The organism is Siminovitchia sediminis (genome assembly GCF_042680885.1).
GTDB lineage: Bacteria > Bacillota > Bacilli > Bacillales > Bacillaceae_C > Siminovitchia > Siminovitchia sediminis.
This window is the reverse complement of record NZ_JBHUEO010000048.1, coordinates 23,324-49,485: the sequence shown is the minus strand read 5'-3', so window position 1 is coordinate 49,485 and position 26,162 is coordinate 23,324. Positions and strand designations below refer to the sequence as shown.

The following is a 26,162-nucleotide window of genomic DNA, read 5'->3' as shown; positions in this document are numbered from 1 at the left end:
TGTTCCCTTCGCCCTTGTTATTCACAACCTAAACCATTGGCGTGTTTGTCAAGGGCGATTGCGTGAGTTAACCACCCAACCACTGATAGAAATCTAGTGAGTTTTCATAGAACTTTTGACATTACCAATAAAATTCCACCTCCACATTTTAACAGAATTTGTAACAGGGTACGATAGGGGGTCAAAAAAAATTTATGATGTATTTAATAGTTTTTTGAGACCGGCTTTTCCATATCCTCCATGTTGATGTGGGATACACTTCGCGTTACTTGTTCAGGGATGCCAATAAGTATTCGGTATCTCTTTTTGAACTTATATAACCTCCTCTTTAAATGAACTGGCTAAAGTGCAAAGTGATCTCTTATGATCGTGTGGGCAATGGTTGGAGTATATATACATTATCTACAAAGAGAAAAGAAAATAGTTGAGGGCTCTCGTCATTATAATTATATTCATCATGATCAGCCGAAGGTTGTGATTGGCAGTATGATGGAGATCATAAAAAACAGCATAAGATTTCCCGGAATTTCTCCTTCTATTGAATGAACCCAATAATTCTATTTTGGTATGACCGTACGTATATGAGCGGGCCAGCCGGATCCTGGAAGAATCAAGTGTTGCACGGGGAGGAGGTACGTCAGAGATTGTCGTTGGAGTTGTTAGAGAAACAGCCGAGTCGAGTGTTTAAGGTGATTCGTTGGGGAATTTTTAGGTGAAGGAATAAGGAAATAAACATATAGCATTCCCTTAAGGTTTTTAGCCATCTAACGGAAATGGTGATGCGAAGGAGCTACCGCTAATTGATTTTCGAATATCCTAATTTTCTGATATCCATGTTAAAATAAAAGGGTATACAACTGCATAAGCAGGGTGGGCAGCGGCTACTTCCTCGTGAGGGGAGGTGACGCTGATGGTAACTGTATACGAAGCAATAGTCTTGATGATCATGTTCTCAAGCCTAATCGTATCAGTGTTAGCCATAGTTATTTCACTAAACAAAAAGAAATAACTCTCCCTTGCTTTTGCCCGAGCGAGAAGAGTTATTTCTTGTGAATTGGGCCGCTGCACTTCATGCAGGGCAGTTTGTATACTCGGGATGCCAGTGAGCGCTGGTATCCCTTTTTTATTATATGCTTATAACCTCATTATATTCATACCCGCTTTTCATGTAAAGTAACAATAGCAATTATTCATTAGATTTGGAATTTGAGGGCTGGAACATTATATTTATTCAGCCTCATCTCTCTTTATGAGCGACAAATACGAATGTTTGTACACAGTAGCATCCGAAAGAAAATAAAGAAGATGTTTTAATGTAAAAAGTCCGGGTAATACAACAACCAAGAGTCAAAAGCTATTCTCCCTATCTAAAGGGCGGCCGCTTGTAAGAAAAAGGTGGCCGTCTTTTTTTATGTAAATGTTTGCACAAGTCTTTACCGGGTAAAATAAACCAAGGCTATTTGGACTCCACCATAGCCTGTGCAAAGAGTGGCCCGCGTATTGGTACTACGTGAGCCACTCGTTTTGTCTAATCGAACATTTTTTCGACATCTACTTCAAATCCCTCTATAATGTTTGACCTCACCATTCCTTGTTTTTCATTAGCGGCCAAACGATATTGATTGCTGTCATCCAAGGTATAAACCATAATATGATGTAAAATCGGATTGACAATCCAATATTCTTTTACACCGTTTGCCTGATAAAGGTTGGTCTTAAATATTAAGTCGTGCGCTTGATGAGAAGGGCTGAGTATTTCGATGATGAGATCGGGGACTCCCACGTATTTTTGCTTGGTGAACCCTTTCTTGTCGCAGATCACAGATAAATCCGGTATGACAACTATTTTGACATCATCAGATTCATTCCCGCTTAGCTCTATGTCATAAGGTGCTGCAATGACTACACAATCAGTTCCTTCCAATAGACTAAACAGTTTTGCTGATAATTTCATGGAGATCCGCTGGTGTTGCGTGCTGGGGGATGGCGTTATATAGACCACACCATTGACATACTCCAATCTGTCCTCGGATTGATTTCTAAGTTCTTCAAACTCCTCAAATGTAAGGTGCCGATCTTGTGGATTTTTCACTCAAACCACCGCCCTTTAATTCGTAATTTCATTATATGGCAATTCAGACCGCTTTAAAAGAGGAGGTGTGCCAACATCAAGCGTCCGTTTTTATAATCATCGGTATAAGGAGAGAGAAGCCCCCATCGTATAGATGATGGAGTCTTTCACGTCATATATTGGGAAAAACGCAGGATACGACTATCCGGCCTACTGTATCTCATGTTTGTAAGGGTCATAAGTCACTTCCCGATCCAAAGCATCCGGCTTATATCCTCCATATTGATGCAGGATATACTTCGCAATAATTCGTTCAGTCCAACAGGATACCAATCAAATGTGGTATCCCTTTTTAATTTGATACATCCTCCTCTTTAAAGTTCAATTTGACATTAAAAAAATTTTTAAAAAAGTATTGTAAAACGAGACTCATCTCGTTATTATAAAAATAAGCGAGATAATTCTCGTTTTATTAAATAAAGGAGTATGATCATGGCACCAAAAGTATCCGATGAATACAAAGAGCGAAAGAAAAAAGAAATCATCCTGCATGCTAAGAAAGTTTTCCGGCGTAAAGGGTTTGAGCCCACGACCATGAAAGACATTAAGGAAGAAGCAGGAATCAGTTTCGGTGGATTGTATATGTACTTTTCCAATACGGAAGAAATTTTTCTTCAATTATTGGAGTTGGAGTACGAAGCCAATGACGAACAAATAAATATATGTCATTCAGATTCGTTTTGGGATCAACTCGTTCACTTTTTTGATCATCAAAAACAAGAGCTTCAACACATTCGCGAATCACTGATCCCCGTCTCCTATGAATATTTTGTTACTGCCTGGAGAGAAAAACACCGCATTCCATTCTTAGAAAACCGATATAAAGCTGCAGCGGCAAAATTTGCTGGACTTTTGCAGGCAGGGATTGAAAACGGAGAATTTGATCCGGCGATCCCTGTTCATGAGATAAGCAAAATGATCGTCTCCACATTAGAAGGGTTAAATGTCAGTTCCTTATTTCTCGAGGAAGAGGCTGTTGATGTTGAAGGACAGCTGGATGCATTACAAAGATTATTGGAGTCCGCTTTAAAAGTGAAGGCTGAATAGACCAAAATTTAACTTTAAGGAGAACAGGAATGACATTAAAAAATCACCTTTCCACAACTGCTGGTGTCTTTTATGTACTGCTGATCTGTTTGTTTTTTCGTATATTAGATATATTTGTTTTAAAGATGGATGAAAAGATTGGTGAAATCATTTTTTCGAAGTCCGCCGGTTTTTTACTCATTGTCTTATTCCTGGCTTACACAGGAAGAGGATTACGCGATATCCACCTGAACAAAATAAATCTCAAAGCGGGTCTGAAGTTGGCCGTTTTGCAGGCTCTGTTGGCTTTGGTCTTGTGTTACGGTGTAAAATTCTATTTTCTCTTATCCAATCACGCGGAACCTGCCTTCGCTTTTAATCATGAATATACGTTGATCACCATTGTTCTTTTCGTATTTACAGGGAACTTGATCAATACGTTAATGGAAGAAGGATTATTCAGGGGATTAATGTTACAAACATTGAATAGAAAAATGCCTTTTTTCGCGGCAAACTTCATTCAAGCTTTCATATTTGGACTCTGGCATATCCCCTGGACCATAAAAGATTACGTAACAGGCAGAATTGAATTCGGGGCCATGGTTTCAAACAGCCTCCTCTATATCATCTTGTCAGGAGTCATGGGGTTCATCATGGGATACATGTACTATCGTACAAAAAACCTTTGGACACCGATTGTTTGGCATTTTATTTGGAACTGTACAATGAATCTTTTCGTCATAAAAACGATGAATATTTCTGAATCCCTAAATCAACATGCAGATGTATTTTTTTGGCTAACTTTCTTGGCGTATAGTGTGATATCCATGTTGATCACTTATTACTTTACAAAAAAGCCGGGAAGTCCAATGCAGGTATCAAAGCCTAAAGTACTGAACGGGGGTGGTTTGTGATGGAGTTAGAGTTTAAGTCAAAACGAAAAAAGAGCCTTCAAGCGCTATCAGCAGCGGCCATTCTTTTTTTACTGGTTTTTGCAGGCATATTTATATATCACGCTATTTTATCCAGCTCCAGTTCTACATATGGGCCTGTTGGAAAATTGGTGGATGTCGGAGATTACCAACTCCATATGTATGCGACGGGAAAACAAACAGATCTCCCCACGATTCTATTAGAATCCGGATCCGGCACGCCTTCCTCTGTCTCGGATTGGAGATATGTCCAGCCTGAACTGGCTAAAGTGACAAGGGTGATTTCCTATGATCGGGCGGGCTATGGTTAGAGTGAGGAAGCCAATAATCACCGTACCAGCGAGCAAATCGTAAAGGACCTCCATACCCTATTGGAAGCTTCTGGTGAAAAAGGACCGTTTATCCTTGTTGGCCATTCTTTTGGAGGATTCAACATGCAATTATTTGCCCACCAGTACCCTGATCAAGTGGCAGGAGTGGTCTTGCTAGACTCCTCTCTTATCGGTAAAAGTCCTGAAGTAACAGAATCCACTCTATGGATCCAGGAGTTGTTAAGGAAATGGGGTGTGATGAGGGTGATGGAGGATCTCGGCATGCTGCCTGTTCCAGATGCAGTGATGTCAGATGATCGATCAAAGGAGTTTTTATATCGTCATTTTTATAATCAGGACCAGCAAAGCGAAATCAAATTCATGGCTTCCACCGATGAAAAGCAGCTGGAGATTGTTCAGCAAGAAGGCTTAGGGGATATTCCAATGATGATTCTCTCCTCTCGGGCTGAAGAAAAAGAACACAAGGACTGGCAGGAAGCACAAAATGATTTACTTACCTTATCCACAAACAGCCAAAGAAAAATCGTTGAAGACTCTGGCCATTACATCCATCATGATCAGCCGAAGGTTGTGATTGACAGTATTATGGAGATCATAAAAAAAGCCGAATAGGATTTCTGGAGCTTCGTCTTTCTATAGAAGGAACCCTTGAGCCTGTTCTGGTATATCGTACGTTTATGGGCAGGCCGGCCGGATGCTGGAGAAATCCAAGTGCTGTATGGGAAAAAAATATTATCCATGGAGGCAGCCGAGTAGAATGTTTAAGATGATTCGTGGGTTTAGTTAAATGATAGTAAAGGGTGGTTTTTTCAGCACAAAAAAAGGAAATAATTCTCCCTGATTTTGGTCGAGCAGGGGAATTATTTCTTGCTCAGGCCCTGTACTTCATGCAGTCCAGTTGTATACTCGGAATGCCAGTGGGCTATGGTATCCTTTTTTTCATTGCATACTCATAATCTTTTATATTCATCCCTGCTTTTCATTTAAAGGTACCTGTTGATTGGATGGGGAAGCTGAGTACTTCCAGGTTCCCTTTGAATAAACAACATTGGGTGGAAGGCCATTCGAAAGCCAGCCCTTCCATTTCATTTTTCCTCATCATCCTCCCACACGATCGCTGTCCAGGTGGCATCCCGAATAACTACTGTGAGTAATTCCGGAGGTTGATCCAATGAATCTACTTGAAGGCGATAGGTCGTTTTAGGATCACATGACCGCGGTAGATCACAGCATTTAATGCAAAAAGGAAGATTTATAAATAGTGGGTCTGTACCATTTGCATCTCTTGGGGGTGTAATATCAAAAGCAAAACTGATATGGCGCTGACAAACTTCCCTGCCAAATTCATCAATGATACGAAATTGCAGATTTACCGCTGGTGTTACAGGTTCCGGAGTATCTACCGGTAATATAAGTGAGTGTAAAACCCCACATATATCATGAAGAACAGGTGAACAGCCTTCGTTGCAAACTTCCAATTCAGCAAGTGTGAGTCGCAATTGGAACTGGGTTTCAGACTCTATAACAACTTTCTCGTTACTTGTGGTACAAAATAATCGTGACTTTTTATAATTACATTTATCCCTATCTTTTTTCCTTACATCGCACCTGCACGTATCTCTGTTTCTTGATCCGCAGGTACACTTATTTGCATTTGAATCGTACGTGTCTTCATGTTCGTAAAAAATAAAATTCTTTGGTTCCCCCATTGAATTTCACCCTTTCATATCATGGTTATATCCAACATAATTGAAAAGTAGTTAGCGGATATCCTTCATCCGTCATTCATGTCAATATCTTAACCATTCTCCCACGTGATCGCTGTCCAAGTAACATCCCGAATAACCCGGAAAGGGGAAGTAGACGCCTCCAATCCATCTACCAAAAGACGGTAGATCAATGTACGATCACATTGATGATTTCGATCACAGCATTTAATGCAAAATGGAAGATTTATAACGGATGGTATGTCTGTTACAGCTATATCGGGTGGTGTAATAGTAAAAGCATAACTGACTTGCTGTTGACAAACTTCTCTTCCAAATTCATCAACAATCCGGAAATCTACATTAAATGTTTGTGTACGAGGCTGAGGGGCGGGCACCGGTTCTATTAGCGTGTGTATGACCCCGCATATCTTATGAAGAACAGGTGAACAATCATCGTGGCATACTTCTAATGCAGCAACTTGCCTTCGCAATTGCAGCTGAGTATCTCCTTCCAAAACAAATCATCATTATCAGAGGTACAAAATAATTGCGATTTCTTGAAATCACATTTATCTCTGTCTTTTCTCCTTAAATCGCAGCTGCATGAATCGGCATTGTTGATATGACATCTGCAATGGCCATCGTACGGGTCGCGATGCTCGTAAAATATATATCTATTTTGTTTACTCATTTCACTCTCACCCTTCCACAAAGTAAATGAATCCAAGATAGGCCCTGTTTTGCTGGTTTTTGACTTATTTTCTTGACCCTTTCCGGCCATCCTCCCACACTATGGCTGACCAAGCCACATCCCTAATGACCGGTATTCTTAAATTCGCTCCAGGAGCTAGATCTAATGAATCGACCTGAAGTCGATAGGTCACTTTAGAGTCACATGCTCGAGGTCGATCGCAACAAGAAATACAAAATGGAAGATTCAAAATGTAAGGTTTGTCTGTTACTGCATCATTTGGTGGTGTAACATCAAAGTTAAAACTGACTTGATGCTGGCAAACTTCCCTTCCGAATTCATCAATAATCCGGAACTGTAAATTTGTTGCTGCTGTTATAGGCTGAGGGTTGTTAGCAGCTGCTACAAGTGAGTGCAATACCCCACATATATCATGTTCGACAGTTGAGCAATTTTCTTGGCATATATCCAGGGTGGCTACAGTGACTTTAAATTGAAAATCAGTTAAATCTTCTAAAACCACATCATGGTTATTTGAAGTGCAAAATAATCGGGACTTCTTAAAGTCACATTTCCCTTTATCTCTTTTCTTTTTATTGCATGAACATCTGTCTCTTTCCCATTTATCACATTTACATTTATCTCCAGCCATTAAATCGCAGTCACACAGATCTGCCCTTTCCAGAAAGCATGAACAATCCCCGATGTCTGCATCGTACGGGTCGTCATAAAATATAAATTGTTTTTCTTTTCCCATTTCACTCTCCCCTTCCGTGTCTTTGTCATACTATAATTAATTCAAGGCAAATATAATTTGATTGGACAATTGACCTTTGTGTAAATGCCTTTCCTAAAATGAGCTGATTGCCCTTGGTGTGACAGATCACATTTTACGTGTGTTGCTGGAACATTCAAGGGTTGCTTTGCCGCTGCCTTCGCACCCTAATGAACCATATTGGAAAATCAAGCCCGTGAAACATATCTTTTACCAAATAATGAAGATGCTAAGGATAGAGCAACCGTATAAAGGAGTTTGCTTTAAATTAACTTTTTTAAATCAAGAAAAAGCCACAGAGAAACCCCTGCCAAAATCTGTGATTTGGCAGGGGGCTGTCAGCAAGATCCCGATATTATATTTTTCAATTGTCCACATTGATCAACATTTTGGGGATGTTAAGAGGAACCTCTAAATCAATTTTGTTAGGTTATAATTTTCTAGCTTTAATGTAAAAAATGAAGAGGATACAGTTGCGTAGCGGGTGGGAAGCCGCTACTTCCTCTCTATTCATACTCCTTTTCACGTAAAGGTACAGCTGTAATTAACAATTAGATTGGAATATGAACTATGCTTAGGAGTTCTTTAGATCGAAAAAGAGGCAAAATGATGGCGGGATTATCCTTGTCCTGCCATTTTGTTTTTATTATTCATTTTTTTGCGATTATTGGGCTGTAAATATTTATAAATTAACTCTATTATCGTGCTTTTTACATTGCTAAGTATTTAACAGCTTAAGTATTTGCTGCCGTCCTCCTAATCTATATATATTTAGTCTATTTTTAATTTAATAAATATTATTGAAATATTATTCCAAATCAATTAGTATAAAGGCTAAGTTCACAAGGAGTTCATATGTGAGCTAATTTATTTGTATGTGGAGGTTGTGATGAAAACTGAAATCATTGAAAAGGACACGTTGGATTTCCTGTATGACAGAGCAAAGTTTATTAGACTTGAGACAGTACGTTTAGTGGATATTGCAAAAAGCGGCCATTACACAAGTGTTTTTTCTTGTGCGGAAGTTTTTTCTGCATTATATTATCGGATACTGAACATAGATCCAAATAATCCGGATTGGACAGACCGGGACAGGTTTGTTCTTAGTAAAGGCCATGCTGCAATAGGACTTTATCCAGTGCTCGCAGAATTAGGATATTTTCCAAAAGAGTGGCTGGATTCCTATACACGTGTGGGAAGTCCACTCGGTGACCATCCTGACATGAGAAAGGTGCCTGGAATTGATTTCAGTTCAGGTTCCCTTGGACACGGGCTTTCAGTTTCAGTCGGAATGGCTTTGGGCGGAAGGATAGATGACCGTGACTTTAAGGTGTACTGTATGCTCGGTGATGGGGAACTGAACGAAGGACAGATCTGGGAGGCCGCCATGTCTGCAGGAAATTTCAAATTATCCAACCTGATTGCTATTGTGGACCGTAATCAGATGTCATTGGATGGCTTTACTGAAGACATTATGCCTGTTAATCCTATTGATGAAAAGTTCAAGGCATTCGGCTGGAATACGTATGAAGTGGACGGGCATGATATCAAATCTCTATTGGAGACGTTCCAACACGTAGAAGAACATAAAAATGAAAAGCCAACCGTAATAATTGCCCATACACTTAAAGGAAAAGGTGTGAAAGGTATGGAGTTAAATAATGACTGGCATTTGGGATACTTATCCGAAGCAGATCGGAAACGGGTAGAGGAGGAGATATTACATGCAAGTAATAAATAAAGAGGCACACGAAGCATTTGACAACAACCTTCACCCTGGCTCGTGGAATATCAGTATTAATGCGCGATTAGGAGAGGAAGCCGTAAGCGGTGAAGTATTGGCTGACATTGCTCAGGATAGAGACGACGTCATTGTGTTAACAGCAGACCTAATGTTTTCCAACCGAATGTCAGATTTTGCTAAAGTTCATCCGAATAAGTTTTTCAACTTTGGAATCTCTGAACAGAATATGGTGGCTGCTGCAGCCGGATTGGCAACTACCGGCAAAAAGCCATACGTTGCTTCCTTTGCTTCATTTTTGGCATTGTTATGCTGTGAACAAATCCGGACTTCAGTTGCTTACCCGAAATTGCCTGTACGGATTCTGGCCCACCATGCCGGGATGACCATGGGATTCTATGGAACCTCCCACCATGCTTTGGAGGATTTATCCATTTTGAGGTCTATGGCTGATATGACAATTATCTGTCCAAGTGATAGAACGCAAATTCGGGCTGCACTGGAATCAACAGTCGATTACGATGGTCCGATCTACTTTAGATTAGGGCGTGGAAGAGAACCGCTTGTATATGAAGATGGTATTCCGGAATTTAAAGTAGGAAAAGCCATAAAAGTAAGAGAAGGAAACGATATGACAATCATAACGAATGGATTGACATTGGCTGCATCAGTTGACGCCGCTGACCAATTGAAAGAAGAAGGGATCAGTGTGCAAGTGTTGGATATGCACACGATTAAGCCTTTTGATGAGGATGCTGTGAAACAGGCGGTGAAAGAAACAGGGAGGATTATGACCGTTGAGGAACACTCTGTGATCGGCGGGATTGGCAGTTGTGTTGCAGAAATACTTGCGGATAACGGACTGACATGTAAATTCGGCCGCCATGGCGTGTATGATGAATATGCTCTCATTGGCCCGCCAAAAGATTTATATAAACACTATCAGTTAGATGCAAAAGGAGTAGCTAATAAAGTTAAGGAATTCTTCAAATAATATAAAAATAAATAAATACTATATTGTCAGAATAGATATTAACTAGTAGAATGGTAGATATTATTTGAAAATTAAATTTCAAGGGGGTTAAAAAGATGCTCCTATGCATTTGGATATGTGGTCAGACCACCATGCCATCATAGGGTATAGAGTCCAGTTGGTTGAAAGCGTTTGCTGTTTTGTGGAAGCTTTTATGAAAATATATAAATTATTGGGGGAATGAAAATGTGTGAATTTGTTTTAACACCAGAAATTGCTTCAAGGCGCCGTCAGTTGAAAGTGGGAGAAAGCCCTTGGGGACCGGAGGATGAAATTGGCAGATTAAACTTAATAACGGATGAATCCCGGGCAAAAGTGATGAATTCAATTGATCACACGAGGTCATTTGATTTGACTGTTGATTATTTCATCGGGATGCCTTCCTGGACTGCTGCTGGAGACCCACCCTACCAGATTTGGATGACGCATACCCCTACAGGGAACGAGAATGATGACCTAATGGCCGCAACGCAGGAAGGAAAAGAGCTGATCAGTTACTCCGGTGATGCTATTTCCATGTATACGCATTGTGGTACACATATTGATACGTTCAATCACTTCGGATACAGAGGGGAAATTTGGAACGGGTTTAATGAGAAAGAACATCTCGGAAGCAGACATTGGAATAAATGTGGTCCAGAGAAGTTCCCGCATATCGTTGCGCGGGCGGTAATGTTGGACGTGGCAGCTGCCAAGGGAGTGGATATGCTTCCTGATTCCTATGCAATTGGAGCAGCGGATTTGCAGGAAACTATGGCCAGACAAGGAGTTCTTATTGAGCAGGGAGACATTGTAATGATCAGAACGGGTCGGATGACTGTATGGCCGGATAGGGATAAATATACAAACAATTCTCCTGGACTAAATGTGGAAGGGGCAGAATTTCTTGCAAGTATGGGAGCAATGATCATCGGGGCAGATAATATTGCACTGGAACATGCGCCATCAGCGGAAGAGCACAACTATTTCCCTGTACATACGTATCTGTTCTCGGAAGTGGGGATTCCTATTCTGGAATTGTTGTGGCTGGAAGACCTGGCTCGGGAAGAAATATATGAAATGGGCTTTATCGGCCGGGCGATGCCTCTCAAAGGTGCAACCGGAGCGCCGATCCAGCCAATTGTATTTCCAATGAAGAAATAAAAGATCTGCCTTTTTAAAAGATAATAATTCACGAGTTTTTTAAAAAGCCGCAATTTTAAATAATGGAGATCCGAGGTGAGAACAGGATGAACACAAATAACCAATTATTGTCAAAAAACAACCTTCCAATCCCTTTTGCCAAGCGGAACGTCGGTCCCTTGGGCTACTTCTTTGTCTGGGTGGGTCTGGCTGTCATCATTGCAACATTCGCACTTGGCGGCGACGGGGTTCAAACAATGAACCTCGGCTGGGTACTTCTGGCCTGTTTTCTGGCCAACCTGGCTCTGGGATTCTTTATCTCTGCCACGGGCGACATCGGGATTGAGCACGGGCTGACGTTCCCGGTGTACATGCGTGCCCCATTTGGAGTATTCGGGACCCATCTCCCGACGCTGATCCGCGCGGTGCTGGGATCCTTTTGGTTTGGTATACAAACGTACTTTGGAGCGCTGGCAATCAACTACATCTTTATGTACTTCACAGGCTTTGACAGCTGGCTGTTCTGGTACGTGGTCTTTGCGGCGGTGCAGGTAATCAATACAGCCTTTGGGTTTAAAGCGGTGGAAAGGTTTGCGAACATTGCAGCGCCTTCCATTATTATCATTTCTATTTACTTGTACATCCGCCTGGAAGGAATCGCAACAGCAGATGGGATCAATGTCTGGAATACCGTCCTTGGTTCAGAAGGAACAACTGGATTTGTCTGGAATACCTTTATTGTACTGTTCTTCATTAACATGGCGTTCTGGTCCACTGCCGCCTCGGACTCCCAAAATCTGACCAGGCACGTGAGAACAACACGGTTTGAAAAGAGATGGTGGAAGCGAAATCAAAATGCGCTAATGGGGCACATGGTGGCCTTGCCACTGACTCAGTCAGCGATGATCATCATCGGCGGTGTATCGATGATTGCAGTGAATAACTGGAACCCGGTAGAAGCCATCCAAAGCATTTCGACTGGGATGGTGCTCTTGGTTATGCTGGTGCTCGTAGTGTTTGCCCAGTGGTCCACGAACGCTGCATCCAACCTGCTGACACCAGCGATTGTCTTCTCGGACATCTTCCCAAAGGTCAGCTATGCCGGAGGGGTGGTTATCACCGGGATCCTCGGCTCTGTCATCCAGCCATGGGCATTGATGGAGGCCCTTACGGAATTCCTGAATGTCATGAGCTCCGTGTATTCAGCGATTGTTGGCGTGGTAGTAGCGGATTACTATATTCTGCGCAAACGCCGGATAAATGTCACGGACCTATATAAAAAGGACGGGCAGTTCTCTTATGCGAAAGGCTGGAACCTTGCTGGACTCTTTGCCCTGGTGGCTGGCGTGGGGATGGCCGCCATCTTCAGCTCCTATGCCTTCTTGGTTGGGTTTGCGGCAAGTCTAGTTGTCTACTACTTTCTGGCCAAATATTGGTGGTTCAAAAAGTATAAACAGGCAGAAATTGAGGAGCAGCATCCGGACAAATATCTGGGTACAACAGACGGCAGGGACTGGGTGCTGGATGAGCAGTCCAATGAAGTGGTTTCCGTCAAAACTGCCGGTGCATCGATGGATAAAGTAATATAGGAGAGTGTAGAAAGGTACACAGAGTTATGATTTCGTGCTGACTGATCTATCGACATATAAATAAATTTTACGGGTGTCGCTGTTCTTGAGTGAATAGTAATAAATCAAAGGTGCTTTTTGGTTGCCTGATAAGCGGCATATCCAACAAAGCACCTTTTAATGTAAACGATGGTTCTGAGAAACTGAGGAGTGATTCAAAGTGAAACTTAAAGGAAAAACAGCAGTTGTCTCCGGTGCGGGGCAAGGTATAGGAAGAGCAGTAGCTCTTGCATTTGCTAAAGAGGGTGCAAACATTTCTTTTAATTATTATGGAGAAGATGCAAAAGCTAGTGAGCTTGCCTCTGAGCTTGAAGCATCTGGAGCAAAGGTTTTCTTTTCCGAAGGTGACTTGACTAATGGAAATTATGTTAAACAATTTATTGAACAAACAATCGGTGCCCTGGATCGCATTGATATCCTGGTAAATGTGGCTGGTATAAGCCAACAGGGGCTTGTTCAGGATCTTGAGGAAAGTGACTGGGATAGGATGCTGGACATAAATCTGAAGAGTGTATTCTTGACCACGAAATATACGGTGCCGCATATGATTTCCCGAAAATCTGGTAGAATCATAAACTTTGCTTCGCAACTAGGACAAAAGGGAGGTATTGGGGTTAGTCATTATACGGCTTCAAAAGCTGGAGTTATAGCTTTTACAAAATCAATAGCGCTTGAACTTGGACAATACGGAATAACAGCAAACAGTGTTGCTCCTGGACCAATTGAAACAGCCATGCTTGCAGGATACGACGAGGAATGGAAGCAGAAGAAGTTGGCTGAATTGCCCCTGCAGCGTTTTGGGCAGATAGAGGAAGTTGTTCCGACTGTCATGCTTCTGGCATCTGACCCTGACGGAAATATTTATACGGGGCAGACACTCGGTCCAAATTCAGGAGATGTGATGCTATAAGCAGAATGCAGTTGAAACTGATAGCAGGAGGGAATGCATGATGAAGCTTCGTCCTATCAAAAAAACTCATGCCTATGAATTGGTGATTGAACAAATTATTGATTCCATAGAATCGGGACTTATTAGGCCCGGAGACCGGCTTCCGCCTGAAAGGGAATTATCAGAACAGCTTTCTACTTCAAGAAGCGTGATTCGTGAAGCCATGAGAATTTTGCAAACGACAAACGTGATTGAAGTGAAACCAGGGATCGGTACATTTTTGAAGAAAGATCATAAAGAAAAACTGCTTGAAAATATGAAAAGGATTTTAATAAGGAGTGACGCTGGTTTTATTCAATTATCCGAAGTCCGGCAGGGATTGGAAGGCCAAGCGGCATATTTAGCCGCCAAAAAAGCAAGTGAGCAGGATCTGGTTGAGATGCATACAGCACTGGTCAGGTTAGAAACTGCTGTTGGCAATGGGGAACTTGGAGCTGATGAAGATTTAGAATTTCATCTTACAATTGCCCGGTCAAGCCAAAATAAAATGCTGGTAGATTTACTCCACCTTATTTCGGATAAGTATCTTGAGACACTTGAAGAAACAAGGAGAAGGCTCATACAGTTCAACAAAGTAGAAAGATTTATAAAAGAACACCGAGATATCTATAATTCGATTGCTGACCGAAATTCAGAGCTTGCAAGAGAATTGTTAAATGAACATGTGGAAAATACAATCAAGTTTTACCGGCAGTATCCCTAATATCTTATTCATTATGTCAGAACCATTCGATGGGAGGACTTCACATGGACTACAAAAAGAAATTTGATTTATCGAATAAAACTTCTATTGTCACAGGAGGGGGCAGTGGGTTAGGTAAAGAAATTGCCAGGGCATTGGCGCAATTTGGTTCCAATGTGGTGATTGCGGATATTCGGGAAGATCAGGCATTGGAAGCTGCTGAGGAAATAAATCTAAATGGTGCAAAGGTATTGGCTGTTCCCGTAGATGTTTCCGATGAAGAACAAGTGATACAACTGGTGAACAAAACAATGGAGCAGTTTGGCAAGATTGATGTGTTAGTCAATAATGCAGGAATCATGCAGAAAAAGGGAAAGTTTGAGGAAATGTCTTTACATGAGTGGGAGTCCGTGATGAAGGTGAATTTGAACAGCGTGTTCCTCATGTCCAAATATGTAGGAAAAGAGATGATTAAGCGGGAGAAAGGTTCCATAATCAATACAGCTTCTATCTCAAGTTTTATAGCAAATAAAGAACCTCATTGTGCGTACAATACCTCAAAAGCCGGAATACATATGATGACAAAATCATTGGCATCAGAATGGGCAGAGCATAACATTCGGGTGAATTCCATAGCCCCTGGATATATGAAAACTAATATGACGAAAGAGCTTATGGAAGACAAAATTGCCGTAGAACAGATAGAGAATTTGATTCCTCTAAAAAAAATAGGAGATCCTTCTGAAATTGCTGGTCTGGCTGTATTATTGGCATCTGACGCATCTGGCTACACGACTGGATCGGTCATTCCTGCCGATGGCGGATACATGACCTGGTAATGTAGTGCTCGTAATTGGTTGTATACAAATGGGGGGATATAGTGAACAAAATATTGGAGAAGGATTTTCTGAATGGGGATATTTCCGCATTAGGAAACGCTTATCAAACAAAGGAAATAACACCTACTGAAGTGACGCGCATGATCCTAGAAAGGATCTCAATGGATGATACAAATTCGTACATTACAGTTACAGCCGATGAAGCCATGGCACAGGCAGAACAGGCGGAAATAGAAATGAAACAAGGAAACAATAAAGGACCTTTGCATGGTGTGCCTATGGCAATAAAGGATAATATAGATACTCAAGGAATCCCTACAACAAAGGGATCAGCCATATATAAGGACTATCTTCCCGACCGTGACGCTACTGTGGCGAGAAAATTAAAAGAGGCTGGTGCCGTTATACTTGGAAAATTAAATATGCATGAATTTGCCTATGGGACAACGGGAGACCGTTCATTTGCAGGTCCTGTTAAAAATCCTCACAATTTAAACAAGATTTCCGGCGGCTCTAGCAGCGGATCCGGAGCAGCAGTGGCGGCCTCCTTATGCTATGCTGCCCTTGGCACCGACACAGGCGGATCTATTCGGATTCCATCATCCTATAACGGGCTGGTTGGAATGAAGCCGACATTTGGAAGGGTAAGTAATTTTGGGGTATTCCCTCTGTGTTGGACCTTGGATCATGTAGGGCCTATGACAAGGTCTGTTCGTGACAACGCTTTATTAATGAACGTATTGGCTGGCTTTGATGACCAAGATCCATATTCGGCCAAGGAGCCTCTGGATGATTATACATCGCTTATAGAGGCGGGAGTGGAAGGAAATATAATTGGCATTCCTTCGGGAGACTTCTTCAGTGGAGGAGACCCGCAGGTGGAAAGAAATTATCAGCAAGCCATAGATATATATAAAGAAGAAAAAGCTGTTATAAAAACAGTAGACCTGCCAGATATGGAAGAAGTCTTAGCAGCTTTCAGAACAATATTGTCAAGCGAGGCTTATACTCTCCATGAACATCGTCTGAACGGGAATGCTGGCTTATGGGATGAAGAGGTAAGAACACGCTTATTGAAGGCAAAGGAAATGTATGCAAAGGATTATATTCTGGCTCAACTAATAAAAAGAAAAGCGATTAGAGCCTTTGAAAAGCTCTTTAAAGAAGTGGAAGTTCTATTAATACCAACAGTTCCAATTCTGCCTGTTAATATAGGCCAAAGGGAAACTAAGTTAAAAGGTTCCTCTATTCATATTAGTTTTATGTTAAACAGGTATACTGGACCTTTTAACTTGACCGGGCTTCCCAGTATAACTGTCCCGAGCGGGAAATCCATAGAAGGCCTCCCTCTCGGTATCCAACTAGTCGGAAAACCTTTTGATGAAGCCAATATGTACCGATTTGCCGCTGTATTGGAACAGGAAATAAATTTACAGAGATAATTACAAGGCACATTTACCATTTGAATGGGGATGTGCATTTTTCTTTTTAAGAATGATTTGCTAGCTTTAGGCTCCATCTGCAAAAGAATTAATCCAGAATGTGCTCAAGGCAACGATATTAGCTGTCGCAATGCTGCATGAGGTTATCAGGTATGCCTTACATAATGCGATAAATGTCCGTTGCTTTTCTGTGGTGTCTAAAATGCTGCCGCCTCTCTTACCTAGTCGCGGGAATGGGAAAATGCCTTAGAATAATGCAAAAAAGCATTATCTGTTATCAGTAAATACAGACGAGACAGCAAATTATGTGTATTTAAACTTTGGCATGATTATTGCAATACTTAATAGTGAAATAATTTGGAGATTTCATTTGGCTAAAAAGGGAGGAATAGGGTTGACTGAAATAATTACAGAAGAAATAAAGGGATTACAGGTTGATGATCACAAATTAGCGGAATGGGATAAAAAACATTTCTTGCATCCCACTTCGTCAATCAAGCAACAGCAGGAAGAAGGACCCGCTCTGATTTTTACAGAGGGTGAAGGTATATATTTAAAGGATATCCATGGAAAGAAATTTATTGATGGCCTATCTTCATTGTGGAATGTAAATGTGGGCCACGGTAGAAAAGAATTAGGAGAAGTGGCAGCAGAACAAATGTCCAAGCTTGCTTTCAGCTCTGCTTTCGCTACATTTAGCCATGAACCAGCTATACAATTGGCAAAGAAAATAGCTGACATTACTCCAGAAGGATTAAACACGGTCTTTTTTACATCTGGAGGATCGGAGTCAAATGATACCGCATTCAAGCTTGTTCGCCATTATTGGAAATTAAAGGGGCAGCCTGATAAGAAAAAAGTTGTTTCCCGCAAGAAATCTTATCACGGAGTTGCCATGGGAGCTACCAGTGCAACGGGGCTGAAGCCATTTAGAGATTTCACTACTTCTCTTGCTCCGGATTTCTATTATGTGGAAAGTTCCCCGGAAGCTTTTCGAGCTTTTATTGAGACGGAGGGTGCAGATACCATCGCAGCATTTATTTCTGAGCCGGTCCAAGGAACAGGAGGCGTACATTTTCCTCCAAAAGATTATTTCAAAGAAATAAAAAGTATTTGTGAGGAGAATGACATTTTATTTATCGCCGATGAAGTAATTACTGGTTTTGGAAGAACTGGAACTTTCTTCGGTGTCGAGCAGTTCGGAATTATTCCTGATATTATGTCTGTGGCAAAAGGGATTACCAGTGGGTATGCGGCGCTTGGCGGCGTAATTATATCAGAGAAAATTCATCAAGATCTGATCGATTTGTCTGATGGGTTATTTATGCACGGGTATACGTACAGTGGTCATCCGACAGCCTGCGCTGTAGCCTTGAAGAATATTGAGATCATAGAACGGGAAGACCTGGTCGCAAACTCAAAAGCCATGGGAGAAGAAATGCTGGCTGGTTTTAAGTGGCTTCAACAAGAGCATGACATTGTTGGAGAAGTTAGAGCTTTAGGTTTGATGGGAGCAATTGAAATTTTCAGGGAAGGAAATGAAAGATTTGCGGAACCGTTGTCTCCTAAGATTGTAGCGGAGTCATTGGAACGTGGACTTATCCACCGTGGTGTAATATATGAAGGTGCGGATACCCTGATCTTTGCACCGCCTATAAATATTAATAAATATGAAATTAATAAAATGATTAACATACTTCATGATGTACTCTCAGTTGTGGAAAAAAACATTGATTAAATTTAACAGATTGCATCTTGGCAAGTAAGTGAAGCCTTCCCAAGATATCCATTCTCATAACGAAGGAGTGAAGAGCTAATGCAAACTTTAATGGAAGCAGTTACATATAAGAATTTTATTAATAACAAGTGGGTGGAATCTTCGACTGGGAACTTAATAAAGACGGTAAGTCCGGCTAATACGGAAGATATTGTAGGCTATGTGCAAAGTTCTTCTGAAGAAGATTTAAACAACGCTGTTGAAGCAGCAGATAAAGCGAAAAAAGCATGGCGAAGAATGGGCCAGGTAGCGCGAGGTAAACTTCTTTTTAAGGTCGCTGATCTATTAGAAGCAAAAGTTGATGACATTGGAAAAACGATGACCCGCGAAATGGGCAAAACATTGCCGGAGGCCAAAGGAGAGGTCATGCGTGGTGTGGATGTCCTTAGATTCTATGCAAATGAAGGCTTACGGAAAGAAGGAGATGTAATTCCGTCATCAGATACGGATGCTCTTTTGATTACAAGGCGAACTCCTCTCGGAGTAGTTGGGGTCATTACTCCATGGAACTTCCCGGTAGCAATTCCAGTATGGAAAATCGCTCCTGCATTGGTTTATGGAAATACAATCGTCTTAAAACCGGCTACGGAGACAGCTGTAACTACTGCAAAGGTTTTTCAATGTTTTGTAGAAGCAGGATTTCCTGAGGGAGTCATTAACTTTGTTACTGGATCAGGGTCTGTTATTGGACAGAAGTTAATTGATCATCCTCTTTTAAATGGAATTACCTTTACTGGTTCTGAAAACGTCGGAAAAATTGTAGCCAAGTCAGCAGCGGAACGTGGAGTCAAATTCCAGCTGGAATTAGGGGGGAAAAATCCGGTCATCATTGCAAAAGATGCCAACTTGGATCTTGCTCTAGAAGCTGTTATAAATGGAGCTTTCCGTTCTACGGGTCAAAAATGTACGGCCACAAGCCGAGTGATTGTAGAAGAGGGAATTTACGAAGATTTCAAAAAGAAGCTGATGGAGGCAACGAAGAAAATAACAGTTGGCAACGGATTGAATGAGGGCATTTGGATGGGGCCTTGTGCAAGTGAAAGCCAATTTAATACAGTCAATGAATACATTCAAATAGGAAAAGAAGAAGGAGCTACCCTCTTAATGGGCGGAGAGGTATTACAAGGCGGCGAATATGATAACGGCTTTTATATTACGCCGGGAATCTTTGAAAACGTTACTCTGGATATGAGGATTGCCCAAGAAGAAATTTTCGGACCAGTGATTGCGTTGATCAAAGCTTCTGGCTTGGAAGAAGCCATCGAAATGGCCAACAACACAAAATATGGATTAAGCGCATCCATTTTCACTTCCGACCTGAACACGATAATGGATTTTATGGAGGAAATAGAGACTGGCCTTGTAAGGATAAACGCTGAAAGTGCCGGGGTTGAATACCAATCTCCATTTGGAGGAATGAAGGCCTCCAGTTCAGGGGCCAGAGAACAAGGGGAAGCAGCAAAAGAATTCTTTACAGCCATCAAAACAGTATTCATTAAAAGAACCTAAAAACAGAGTATGTAAAAAAGTGAAAGAATGATCATAGCAGCTCTGAGATTGGAAAGTTGTATACCTATTTGAAAATTTCAATGGCTGGTATGACGCTCTTTCTTTCTATAAAACAAATTAGCAAAAGAATATTATTCTACTTTTATGGTGAGGTGAAGTACATGAACAATCAGAATCGACTATTGTCAAAAGACAACCTGCCGATCCCTTATGCCAGCCGAAATGTCGGCCCGCTGGGCTATTTCTTTGTTTGGGTAGGTATGGCGGTAATCATTGCCACGTTCGCCCTTGGGGGCGACGGGGTTCAGACGATGCATCTGGGCTGGGTGCTTCTGGCCTGTTTTCTGGCTAATCTGGCTTTGGGATTCTTTATCTCTGTCACAGGAGACATCGGGATTGAGCACGGGCTGACGTTCCCGGTGTACATGCGCGCCCCGTTCGGTGTATTCGGGACCCATCTCCCGACTCTGATCCGCGCGGTGCTGGGATCCTTCTGGTTTGGGATCCAAACGTACTTTGGAGCGCTGGCAATCAACTACATCTTTATGTATTTTACAGGCTTTGACAGCTGGCTGTTCTGGTACGTAGTTTTTGCGGCCGTGCAAGTTCTCAATACAGCCTTCGGCTTTAAGGCGGTGGAAAGGTTCGCGAACATTGCAGCTCCTTCCATTATTATCATTTCCATATACTTATATATCCGCCTGGAAGGGATTGCAAGTGCAGACGGGATCAATGTCTGGAATACCGTCCTTGGTTCAGAAGGTACAACTGGCTTTGTTTGGAATACCTTCATTGTCCTGTTCTTCGTCAATATGGCGTTTTGGTCTACCGCCGCCTCGGATTCCCAGAACCTGACGAGGCATGTGCGGACAGCGCAATTTGAGAAGAGATGGTGGAAGCGTAACCAAAATACGCTGATGGGGCATATGGTAGCCCTGCCGCTTACGCAGTCAGCCATGATCGTAATTGGCGGTGTATCGATGATTGCGTTGAACAACTGGAACCCGGTCGAAGCGATCCAAAGCATTTCCACAGGAATGGTGCTTTTGGTAATGCTCGTGCTGGTAGTATTTGCCCAGTGGTCCACAAATGCGGCATCCAACCTGCTAACACCGGCGGTTGTCTTCTCTGACATATTCCCGAAGGTCAGCTATGCGGGCGGCGTGGTCATCACGGGAATTATCGGTTCTGTCATCCAGCCGTGGGCATTGATGGAAGCCCTTACGGATTTTCTGAATGTGATGAGCTCGGTCTACTCAGCAATTGTCGGGGTAGTGGTGGCGGATTACTATATTCTTCGCAAGCGCCGCATGAATGTCACGGACCTATATAAAAAGGACGGGCAGTTCTCTTATGCGAAAGGCTGGAACCTTGCGGGACTCTTCGCACTGGTAGCCGGGGTGGGGATGGCCACCATCTTCAGCTCCTATGCCTTCCTGGTTGGGTTTGCGGCAAGTCTCGTTGTCTACTACATTCTGGCTAAATACTGGTGGTTCAAGAAGTACAGGCAGGCTGAAATTGAAGAGCAGTACCCTGACAAATATCTGGGTACAACAGACGGCAGGGACTGGGTATTGGATGAGCAGTCCAATGAAGTGGTTTCCGTCAAGACTGCGGAGGCATCCCTGGATAAAGTGATGTAGGCAACAGAACTGTAACATTGGCAAGTGTTAAAAAGATTGACTCTAGCTGTTATGCATGCATAAAAAGGAGGAACTGGAATGACAGAAAAACGACTTTCACCCGACTTGCTTGCAATTATTTCAAGCAAGGTAAACAACATTTCCAAACAAATGACCTATACGCTACAGCGCAGCGCCCGTTCAAGCATCATGAGCAGTGCGCGCGACTTCTCCACTGCTATCTGTGACGGTTCGGGGGACGTAATTGCGTTGCCTAACGGCTTTCCTGTCCATGTGGCAAACATGAGTCTGACAGCCAAGTCAGTCTTTGATTTTCACGGGGACCGTTTAAAGCCGGGGGATGCGTACCTGAACAACTCGCCTTATCATGGCAACACCCACATGGCAGACCATACCATTATTGTCCCGGTATTCTATGAGGATGAGCTAATGTTTCTGTGCACTGTCAGAGGTCACCAAGCGGACATCGGCAATAGTGTGCCCACGACCTACCATGCCCCGGCAAAGGATATCTACGAAGAGGGTGCTCTATGTTTTCCATGCGTCAAAATCCAGGATGAGTATCAGGATGTCGAAGACATCGTGAGAATGGCAAAAATGAGGATCCGTGTGCCAGATGTCTGGTACGGCGACTATCTTGGAATGATCGGGGCGGCCCGGATCGGGGAACGTGAGCTTGCAAAGTTGATTGACAAATACGGAAAGGAAACCATCAAAGCATTCTGCCGTGAATGGCATGAGTACGGAGAAAAAAGAATGATTGAAGAAATAAAAAAGCTGCCGGCTGGCACCTGGACGAACTATTCCACCCATGATCCACTGCCTGGCATTGTTCCTGATGGCATACGTGTCAATGTCACTGTAACCATAGATCCTGAAGAGGGGCAGGTCATCGTGGATTATACAGACAATGATGATCCGGTGGCATGCGGGCTGAATCTGTGCGAAGCCACGGTCTTATCTTCCGGGCGTACTGGGGTGCTGAACTATCTGGGGGCAGATGTTCCATTGTGTGAAGGTGCTCTGAAACGGATTGTTGTAAAGATGAGGGAAACCGGAGTAGTCGGAAAGGCCAGCTTGCCATATTCCTCGTCGGTGGCGACGACCAATGTGGCGGACCGTGCGATCTTGGCGGTGCAGACAATCTTTAACGGTCTTAAGGAAGGTCTGGGCATGGCGGAAGGATCATTGAACCAGCCGCCGTCCATGTCGGTCATCTCCGGGTATGACTCCCGGTATGACCGCCCATATGTCACACAATTGTTCACAGGGGTCACTGGCGGGATGGGAGTTCATGGGCACGACGGTTATCTGATGTATGCAATCGCTAATGCCGGCTTGATGGAATGGAACTCCATTGAAATGCTGGAGCAGAAATACCCGATCCGCTATCTGGAGCAGGAAATCATCCAGGATTCAGGCGGTGCTGGAAAATGGGATGGCGCCCCGGCGACAAGGGTGGTCATGACGCCTACGGAGGACGAGGTTACGTTCATTTATGTGTGTGATGGCAAGGACAATCCGCCTCGCGGCGCCTTGAAGGGGCATAGCGGTTCACCGGCAAACGCAGCTTTGTTTAAGCTGGAAGAGGGACCTGCGGCGGAAAAGGAGCTGCCGACTTTTAATCAGCTTGATTTGAAGCCGGGTGAGGCACTGGTATCGGAGATCAGTTCGGGGGCGGGATATGGCGACCCGCTGGAAAGAGACCCTGAGATGGTCCGCCACCGCGTGAGGGAAGGCTGGATATCCGCTAAAAAGGCACGCGATATTTATGGAGTTGTCATCCGTACGGATTCTGAACATTATAGTGTCGATTATCCATCCACTGAAGCGCTTCGAGAAAAACTAAAAGAAAGTGGTGTTGTGCAATGACATACAGGATTTCTACAGATATCGGGGGTACATTTACAGACGTTGCAGTTGTTGACGGAACAGGAGAAACCAACATCTTTAAATCACCAACAACACCGAAAAAGCTGGTGTCAGGAGTCATCGAAGGCCTGAAACTTGCCGCAGAATATTACGGCGAACCCCTGCATGAGTTTATGGGGAAATGCGAGTTTTTCGGGCACGGATCAACGGTGTCGACCAACGCTCTGATCGAAGGGAAAACAGCCAAGGTAGGCCTGCTCTGTACCCAAGGTCACCGGGATGTCCTGTTGTTCCGTGAAGGCGGGAAGGAGAATCCGTTTGAATGGTACTTGGATTATCCTGAGCCATATGTTCCACGGTACTTGACTTTGCCGGTCACGGAAAGGATGAGTGCAGAAGGTGAGATCATCACCCCTCTGAATGAAGATGAGGTGCGGAAAGCAGTCCGGCAATTCAAAGAATATGGTGTGGAAGTAATCGCCGTTTCATTGCTTTGGTCGTTCGTCAACCCAGCACATGAGCTACGGGTGAAGGAAATCATTGAAGAGGAATGGCCTGAACTGGAAAGTTGCACGCTGAGCCATGTGGTGAACCCGAGAATCCGGGAGTACCGCAGGACGGTGAGTACGGTTATCGATGCCTCTTTAAAACCTCTGAACACCCGCTATGTGGGAATGTTTCAGGAGAGCTTGGGGGAAATTGGATATAAGAAGGAACCATACCTCTTTACTACATCCGGTGGCTTGATCCTTCCCGAAGATATGGTAGAGCAGCCGATCTACAGCATCGACTCCGGGCCTGCATTGGCACCGATTTCCGGGAAGTTCTATGCCATGCAGGAACTGGGCAAGGATAATGTCATTACTTGTGACATGGGAGGAACGAGTTTTGATATTGGTCGGATTACCGACGGTGAAATCATTGTGACAAACAATGCAAAAATTGGTCATGAGAAGTTGAGTATACCTAAGGTGGACGTTAAGACAATTGGCGCCGGCGGCGGAAGCATTACTTGGGTAGATGGGGGCGGCCTGATCCGCATCGGTCCGGAAGGTGCCGGGTCCGAACCTGGTCCCGCCTGCTATATGCGTGGAGGCGAGCGCGCGACAGTGACAGACGCAGCCCTGGTACTAGGATATCTGGATGAAAACTACTTCCTGGGCGGACGCATGAAGCTCAACCGGGAATTGGCAGAAAAAGCTATTAAAAATGACATTGCCGATCCGCTTGGAGTGGGTGTGATGGAAGCAGCTCATACGGTTTGGAACACGGCGACAGCCAAGATGGCAGAAGCAATCCGCGATGTAACGGTATGGGAAGGGATCGACCCGAAAGAGTATGTGTTTGTGGCAGGCGGAGGAGCCGTCGGTATTCACATTTTGCCAATTGTTTCTCAGTTGGGGGCTCGAGAGATTATTATCCCAAAAACAGCCGCAACATTGAGCGCATTCGGCGGAGCGGTGGCAGATGTAGTTCGAGAGTTCCAAAGGAGCTACTTGACTGCGACAAATGATTTTGACTATGACGGCGTAAACGCTGTGCTGGCAGAATTGAAAAAAGAAGCAGATGAGTTTTTAGATAAGGTAGGTATCCCTGAAGAACAGCGGGAGTTTGAATATTTGGCGGAAGCCAGGTATCCATTTCAGGAACAGGAGCTCTCGTTCTCTTTACAGAGTTCGTCCTTTGACAACAGGGATAGCGTAAATGCCCTAGTAGAAGATTTCCACGAAATGCATGACCAGGTATTGGGTTCGAAGGAGCCGGGGCAGTATGTGGAGTGCGTAGTCTGGAAATTGAGGGTTAAGGGAGTTACATCCTCCATCAGCCTTAAAGCTCAGGAGCTTGCCGGGCCAGAGCCGGCTGCAGGAAGCTTAAAAGGTACCCGCCAAGCTTATTTCAAGGAACAGGGCGGCCTGGTAGAGACAAAGGTGTATGATGGTGAGCGCTTGAAGGCAGGAAACAAAGTCGATGGTCCTGCTATTATTGAAGAACCGACTACCAACCTTGTCGTATTCCCGGGCGAAGCGGCCATGGTGTCCAAATACGGAAACTATATTGTTGACCTGAGACAAGCTGAGGATGCAATCGATGTGAAAGAGGAAGAATTTATCAGCAATTAAATATGATGTTGATGAAGCCAACGAAACATAGCAGGTACAATTGAAATAATTTCTAGTGCCTGCTATGTTCTTTTATAAACAACAGTGTGGCTAAGTACTATGTCTCAGTTGTAGGTGTTCTTCTATAAAACTCTTAGCTTACACCAGTTGTTTTGGATACGGAGCCGTCCTGTTTTGTTACCATTTTAATTATAAAAGTTTTACACCAA

At 43.2% G+C, this 26,162-nt stretch carries 22 protein-coding genes; 18 read left to right on the top strand and 4 right to left on the bottom strand.

Annotated features, from left to right (window positions below):
- Positions 1–910 precede the first annotated feature (910 nt).
- Entirely contained in the window at positions 911–1,009 is a 99-nt protein-coding gene (locus ACFSCZ_RS14415) for a putative holin-like toxin (RefSeq protein WP_380774782.1), read from the top strand.
- A gap of 519 nt (positions 1,010–1,528) precedes the next feature.
- Here the strand turns inward: ACFSCZ_RS14415 and ACFSCZ_RS14410 are convergent.
- Entirely contained in the window at positions 1,529–2,092 is a 564-nt protein-coding gene (locus ACFSCZ_RS14410) for a Uma2 family endonuclease (RefSeq protein WP_380774781.1), read from the bottom strand.
- 471 nt (positions 2,093–2,563) lie between these two features.
- Between ACFSCZ_RS14410 and ACFSCZ_RS14405 the strand changes: the two genes are divergently transcribed.
- The 4 genes from ACFSCZ_RS14405 to ACFSCZ_RS14390 are packed head-to-tail and all read left to right on the top strand — an operon-like array spanning position 2,564 to position 5,033.
- Positions 2,564–3,178 carry a TetR/AcrR family transcriptional regulator gene (locus tag ACFSCZ_RS14405; RefSeq protein ID WP_380774780.1) on the top strand — a complete coding sequence of 205 codons (615 nt, stop codon included), beginning with the start codon at positions 2,564–2,566 and terminating at the stop codon, positions 3,176–3,178.
- Between the two features lie 29 nt (positions 3,179–3,207).
- On the top strand, positions 3,208–4,071 hold the full coding sequence (locus ACFSCZ_RS14400; protein WP_380774779.1) for a CPBP family intramembrane glutamic endopeptidase: 864 nt from the start codon (positions 3,208–3,210) through the stop codon (positions 4,069–4,071).
- Positions 4,071–4,400 carry an alpha/beta fold hydrolase gene (locus tag ACFSCZ_RS14395; protein WP_380774778.1) on the top strand — a complete coding sequence of 110 codons (330 nt, stop codon included), beginning with the start codon at positions 4,071–4,073 and terminating at the stop codon, positions 4,398–4,400. Before ACFSCZ_RS14400 ends, ACFSCZ_RS14395 begins: the two co-directional genes overlap by 1 nt.
- Positions 4,401–4,436: 36 nt before the next feature.
- Complete coding sequence (locus ACFSCZ_RS14390) at positions 4,437–5,033, top strand: alpha/beta fold hydrolase (protein ID WP_380774786.1); 597 nt, start codon at positions 4,437–4,439, stop codon at positions 5,031–5,033.
- 473 nt (positions 5,034–5,506) lie between these two features.
- Here the strand turns inward: ACFSCZ_RS14390 and ACFSCZ_RS14385 are convergent, their stop codons facing one another.
- From ACFSCZ_RS14385 to ACFSCZ_RS14375, 3 genes are all read right to left on the bottom strand, one after another.
- A complete protein-coding gene (locus tag ACFSCZ_RS14385; RefSeq protein ID WP_380774777.1) occupies positions 5,507–6,130 on the bottom strand; it encodes a hypothetical protein in 624 nt (207 codons plus the stop codon).
- A gap of 89 nt (positions 6,131–6,219) precedes the next feature.
- Positions 6,220–6,621, bottom strand: a complete 402-nt coding sequence (locus tag ACFSCZ_RS14380) for a hypothetical protein (RefSeq protein ID WP_380774776.1) — start codon at positions 6,619–6,621, stop codon at positions 6,220–6,222.
- A 264-nt stretch (positions 6,622–6,885) separates the two neighbouring features.
- A complete protein-coding gene (locus ACFSCZ_RS14375; RefSeq protein ID WP_380774774.1) occupies positions 6,886–7,578 on the bottom strand; it encodes a hypothetical protein in 693 nt (230 codons plus the stop codon).
- A 907-nt stretch (positions 7,579–8,485) separates the two neighbouring features.
- On the opposite strand from ACFSCZ_RS14375, the gene ACFSCZ_RS14370 reads away from it, so the two are divergent.
- The 13 genes from ACFSCZ_RS14370 to ACFSCZ_RS14310 all read left to right on the top strand — a co-directional run bounded on the left by ACFSCZ_RS14370 (position 8,486) and on the right by ACFSCZ_RS14310 (position 25,953).
- Entirely contained in the window at positions 8,486–9,337 is an 852-nt protein-coding gene (locus tag ACFSCZ_RS14370; RefSeq protein ID WP_380774773.1) for a transketolase, read from the top strand.
- Positions 9,321–10,331 (top strand): transketolase family protein, encoded by a 1,011-nt coding sequence (locus tag ACFSCZ_RS14365; protein WP_380774772.1) that lies wholly within the window; start codon positions 9,321–9,323, stop codon positions 10,329–10,331. Before ACFSCZ_RS14370 ends, ACFSCZ_RS14365 begins: the two co-directional genes overlap by 17 nt.
- 225 nt (positions 10,332–10,556) lie before the next feature.
- Entirely contained in the window at positions 10,557–11,513 is a 957-nt protein-coding gene (locus ACFSCZ_RS14360; protein WP_380774771.1) for a cyclase family protein, read from the top strand.
- Between the two features lie 86 nt (positions 11,514–11,599).
- Positions 11,600–13,081 (top strand): NCS1 family transporter, encoded by a 1,482-nt coding sequence (locus ACFSCZ_RS14355; RefSeq protein WP_380774770.1) that lies wholly within the window; start codon positions 11,600–11,602, stop codon positions 13,079–13,081.
- A 199-nt stretch (positions 13,082–13,280) separates the two neighbouring features.
- Positions 13,281–14,030 (top strand): SDR family NAD(P)-dependent oxidoreductase, encoded by a 750-nt coding sequence (locus ACFSCZ_RS14350; protein WP_380774769.1) that lies wholly within the window; start codon positions 13,281–13,283, stop codon positions 14,028–14,030.
- Positions 14,031–14,067: 37 nt separating this feature from the next.
- Positions 14,068–14,772: a FadR/GntR family transcriptional regulator gene (locus ACFSCZ_RS14345; protein WP_380774768.1), complete on the top strand. Its 705-nt coding sequence runs from the start codon at positions 14,068–14,070 to the stop codon at positions 14,770–14,772.
- A 44-nt stretch (positions 14,773–14,816) separates the two neighbouring features.
- Entirely contained in the window at positions 14,817–15,590 is a 774-nt protein-coding gene (locus ACFSCZ_RS14340; protein ID WP_380774767.1) for an SDR family NAD(P)-dependent oxidoreductase, read from the top strand.
- A 41-nt stretch (positions 15,591–15,631) separates the two neighbouring features.
- The gene (locus ACFSCZ_RS14335) at positions 15,632–17,032 is read left to right on the top strand and encodes an amidase (RefSeq protein WP_380774766.1); all 1,401 of its coding nucleotides are present in this window, start codon (positions 15,632–15,634) and stop codon (positions 17,030–17,032) included.
- A gap of 403 nt (positions 17,033–17,435) precedes the next feature.
- Positions 17,436–18,770 (top strand): aminotransferase family protein, encoded by a 1,335-nt coding sequence (locus ACFSCZ_RS14330; protein ID WP_380774784.1) that lies wholly within the window; start codon positions 17,436–17,438, stop codon positions 18,768–18,770.
- Positions 18,771–18,848: 78 nt separating this feature from the next.
- Positions 18,849–20,318, top strand: coding sequence for an alpha-ketoglutaric semialdehyde dehydrogenase GucD (gene gucD / locus ACFSCZ_RS14325; RefSeq protein ID WP_380774765.1), 1,470 nt, complete (start codon positions 18,849–18,851; stop codon positions 20,316–20,318).
- A 161-nt stretch (positions 20,319–20,479) separates the two neighbouring features.
- Positions 20,480–21,961 carry an NCS1 family transporter gene (locus ACFSCZ_RS14320; RefSeq protein WP_380774763.1) on the top strand — a complete coding sequence of 494 codons (1,482 nt, stop codon included), beginning with the start codon at positions 20,480–20,482 and terminating at the stop codon, positions 21,959–21,961.
- A gap of 78 nt (positions 21,962–22,039) precedes the next feature.
- Positions 22,040–23,833 carry a hydantoinase B/oxoprolinase family protein gene (locus ACFSCZ_RS14315; protein WP_380774762.1) on the top strand — a complete coding sequence of 598 codons (1,794 nt, stop codon included), beginning with the start codon at positions 22,040–22,042 and terminating at the stop codon, positions 23,831–23,833.
- Positions 23,830–25,953 carry a hydantoinase/oxoprolinase family protein gene (locus ACFSCZ_RS14310; RefSeq protein ID WP_380774760.1) on the top strand — a complete coding sequence of 708 codons (2,124 nt, stop codon included), beginning with the start codon at positions 23,830–23,832 and terminating at the stop codon, positions 25,951–25,953. The genes ACFSCZ_RS14315 and ACFSCZ_RS14310 overlap by 4 nt, the downstream gene beginning before the upstream one ends.
- Positions 25,954–26,162 lie beyond the last annotated feature (209 nt).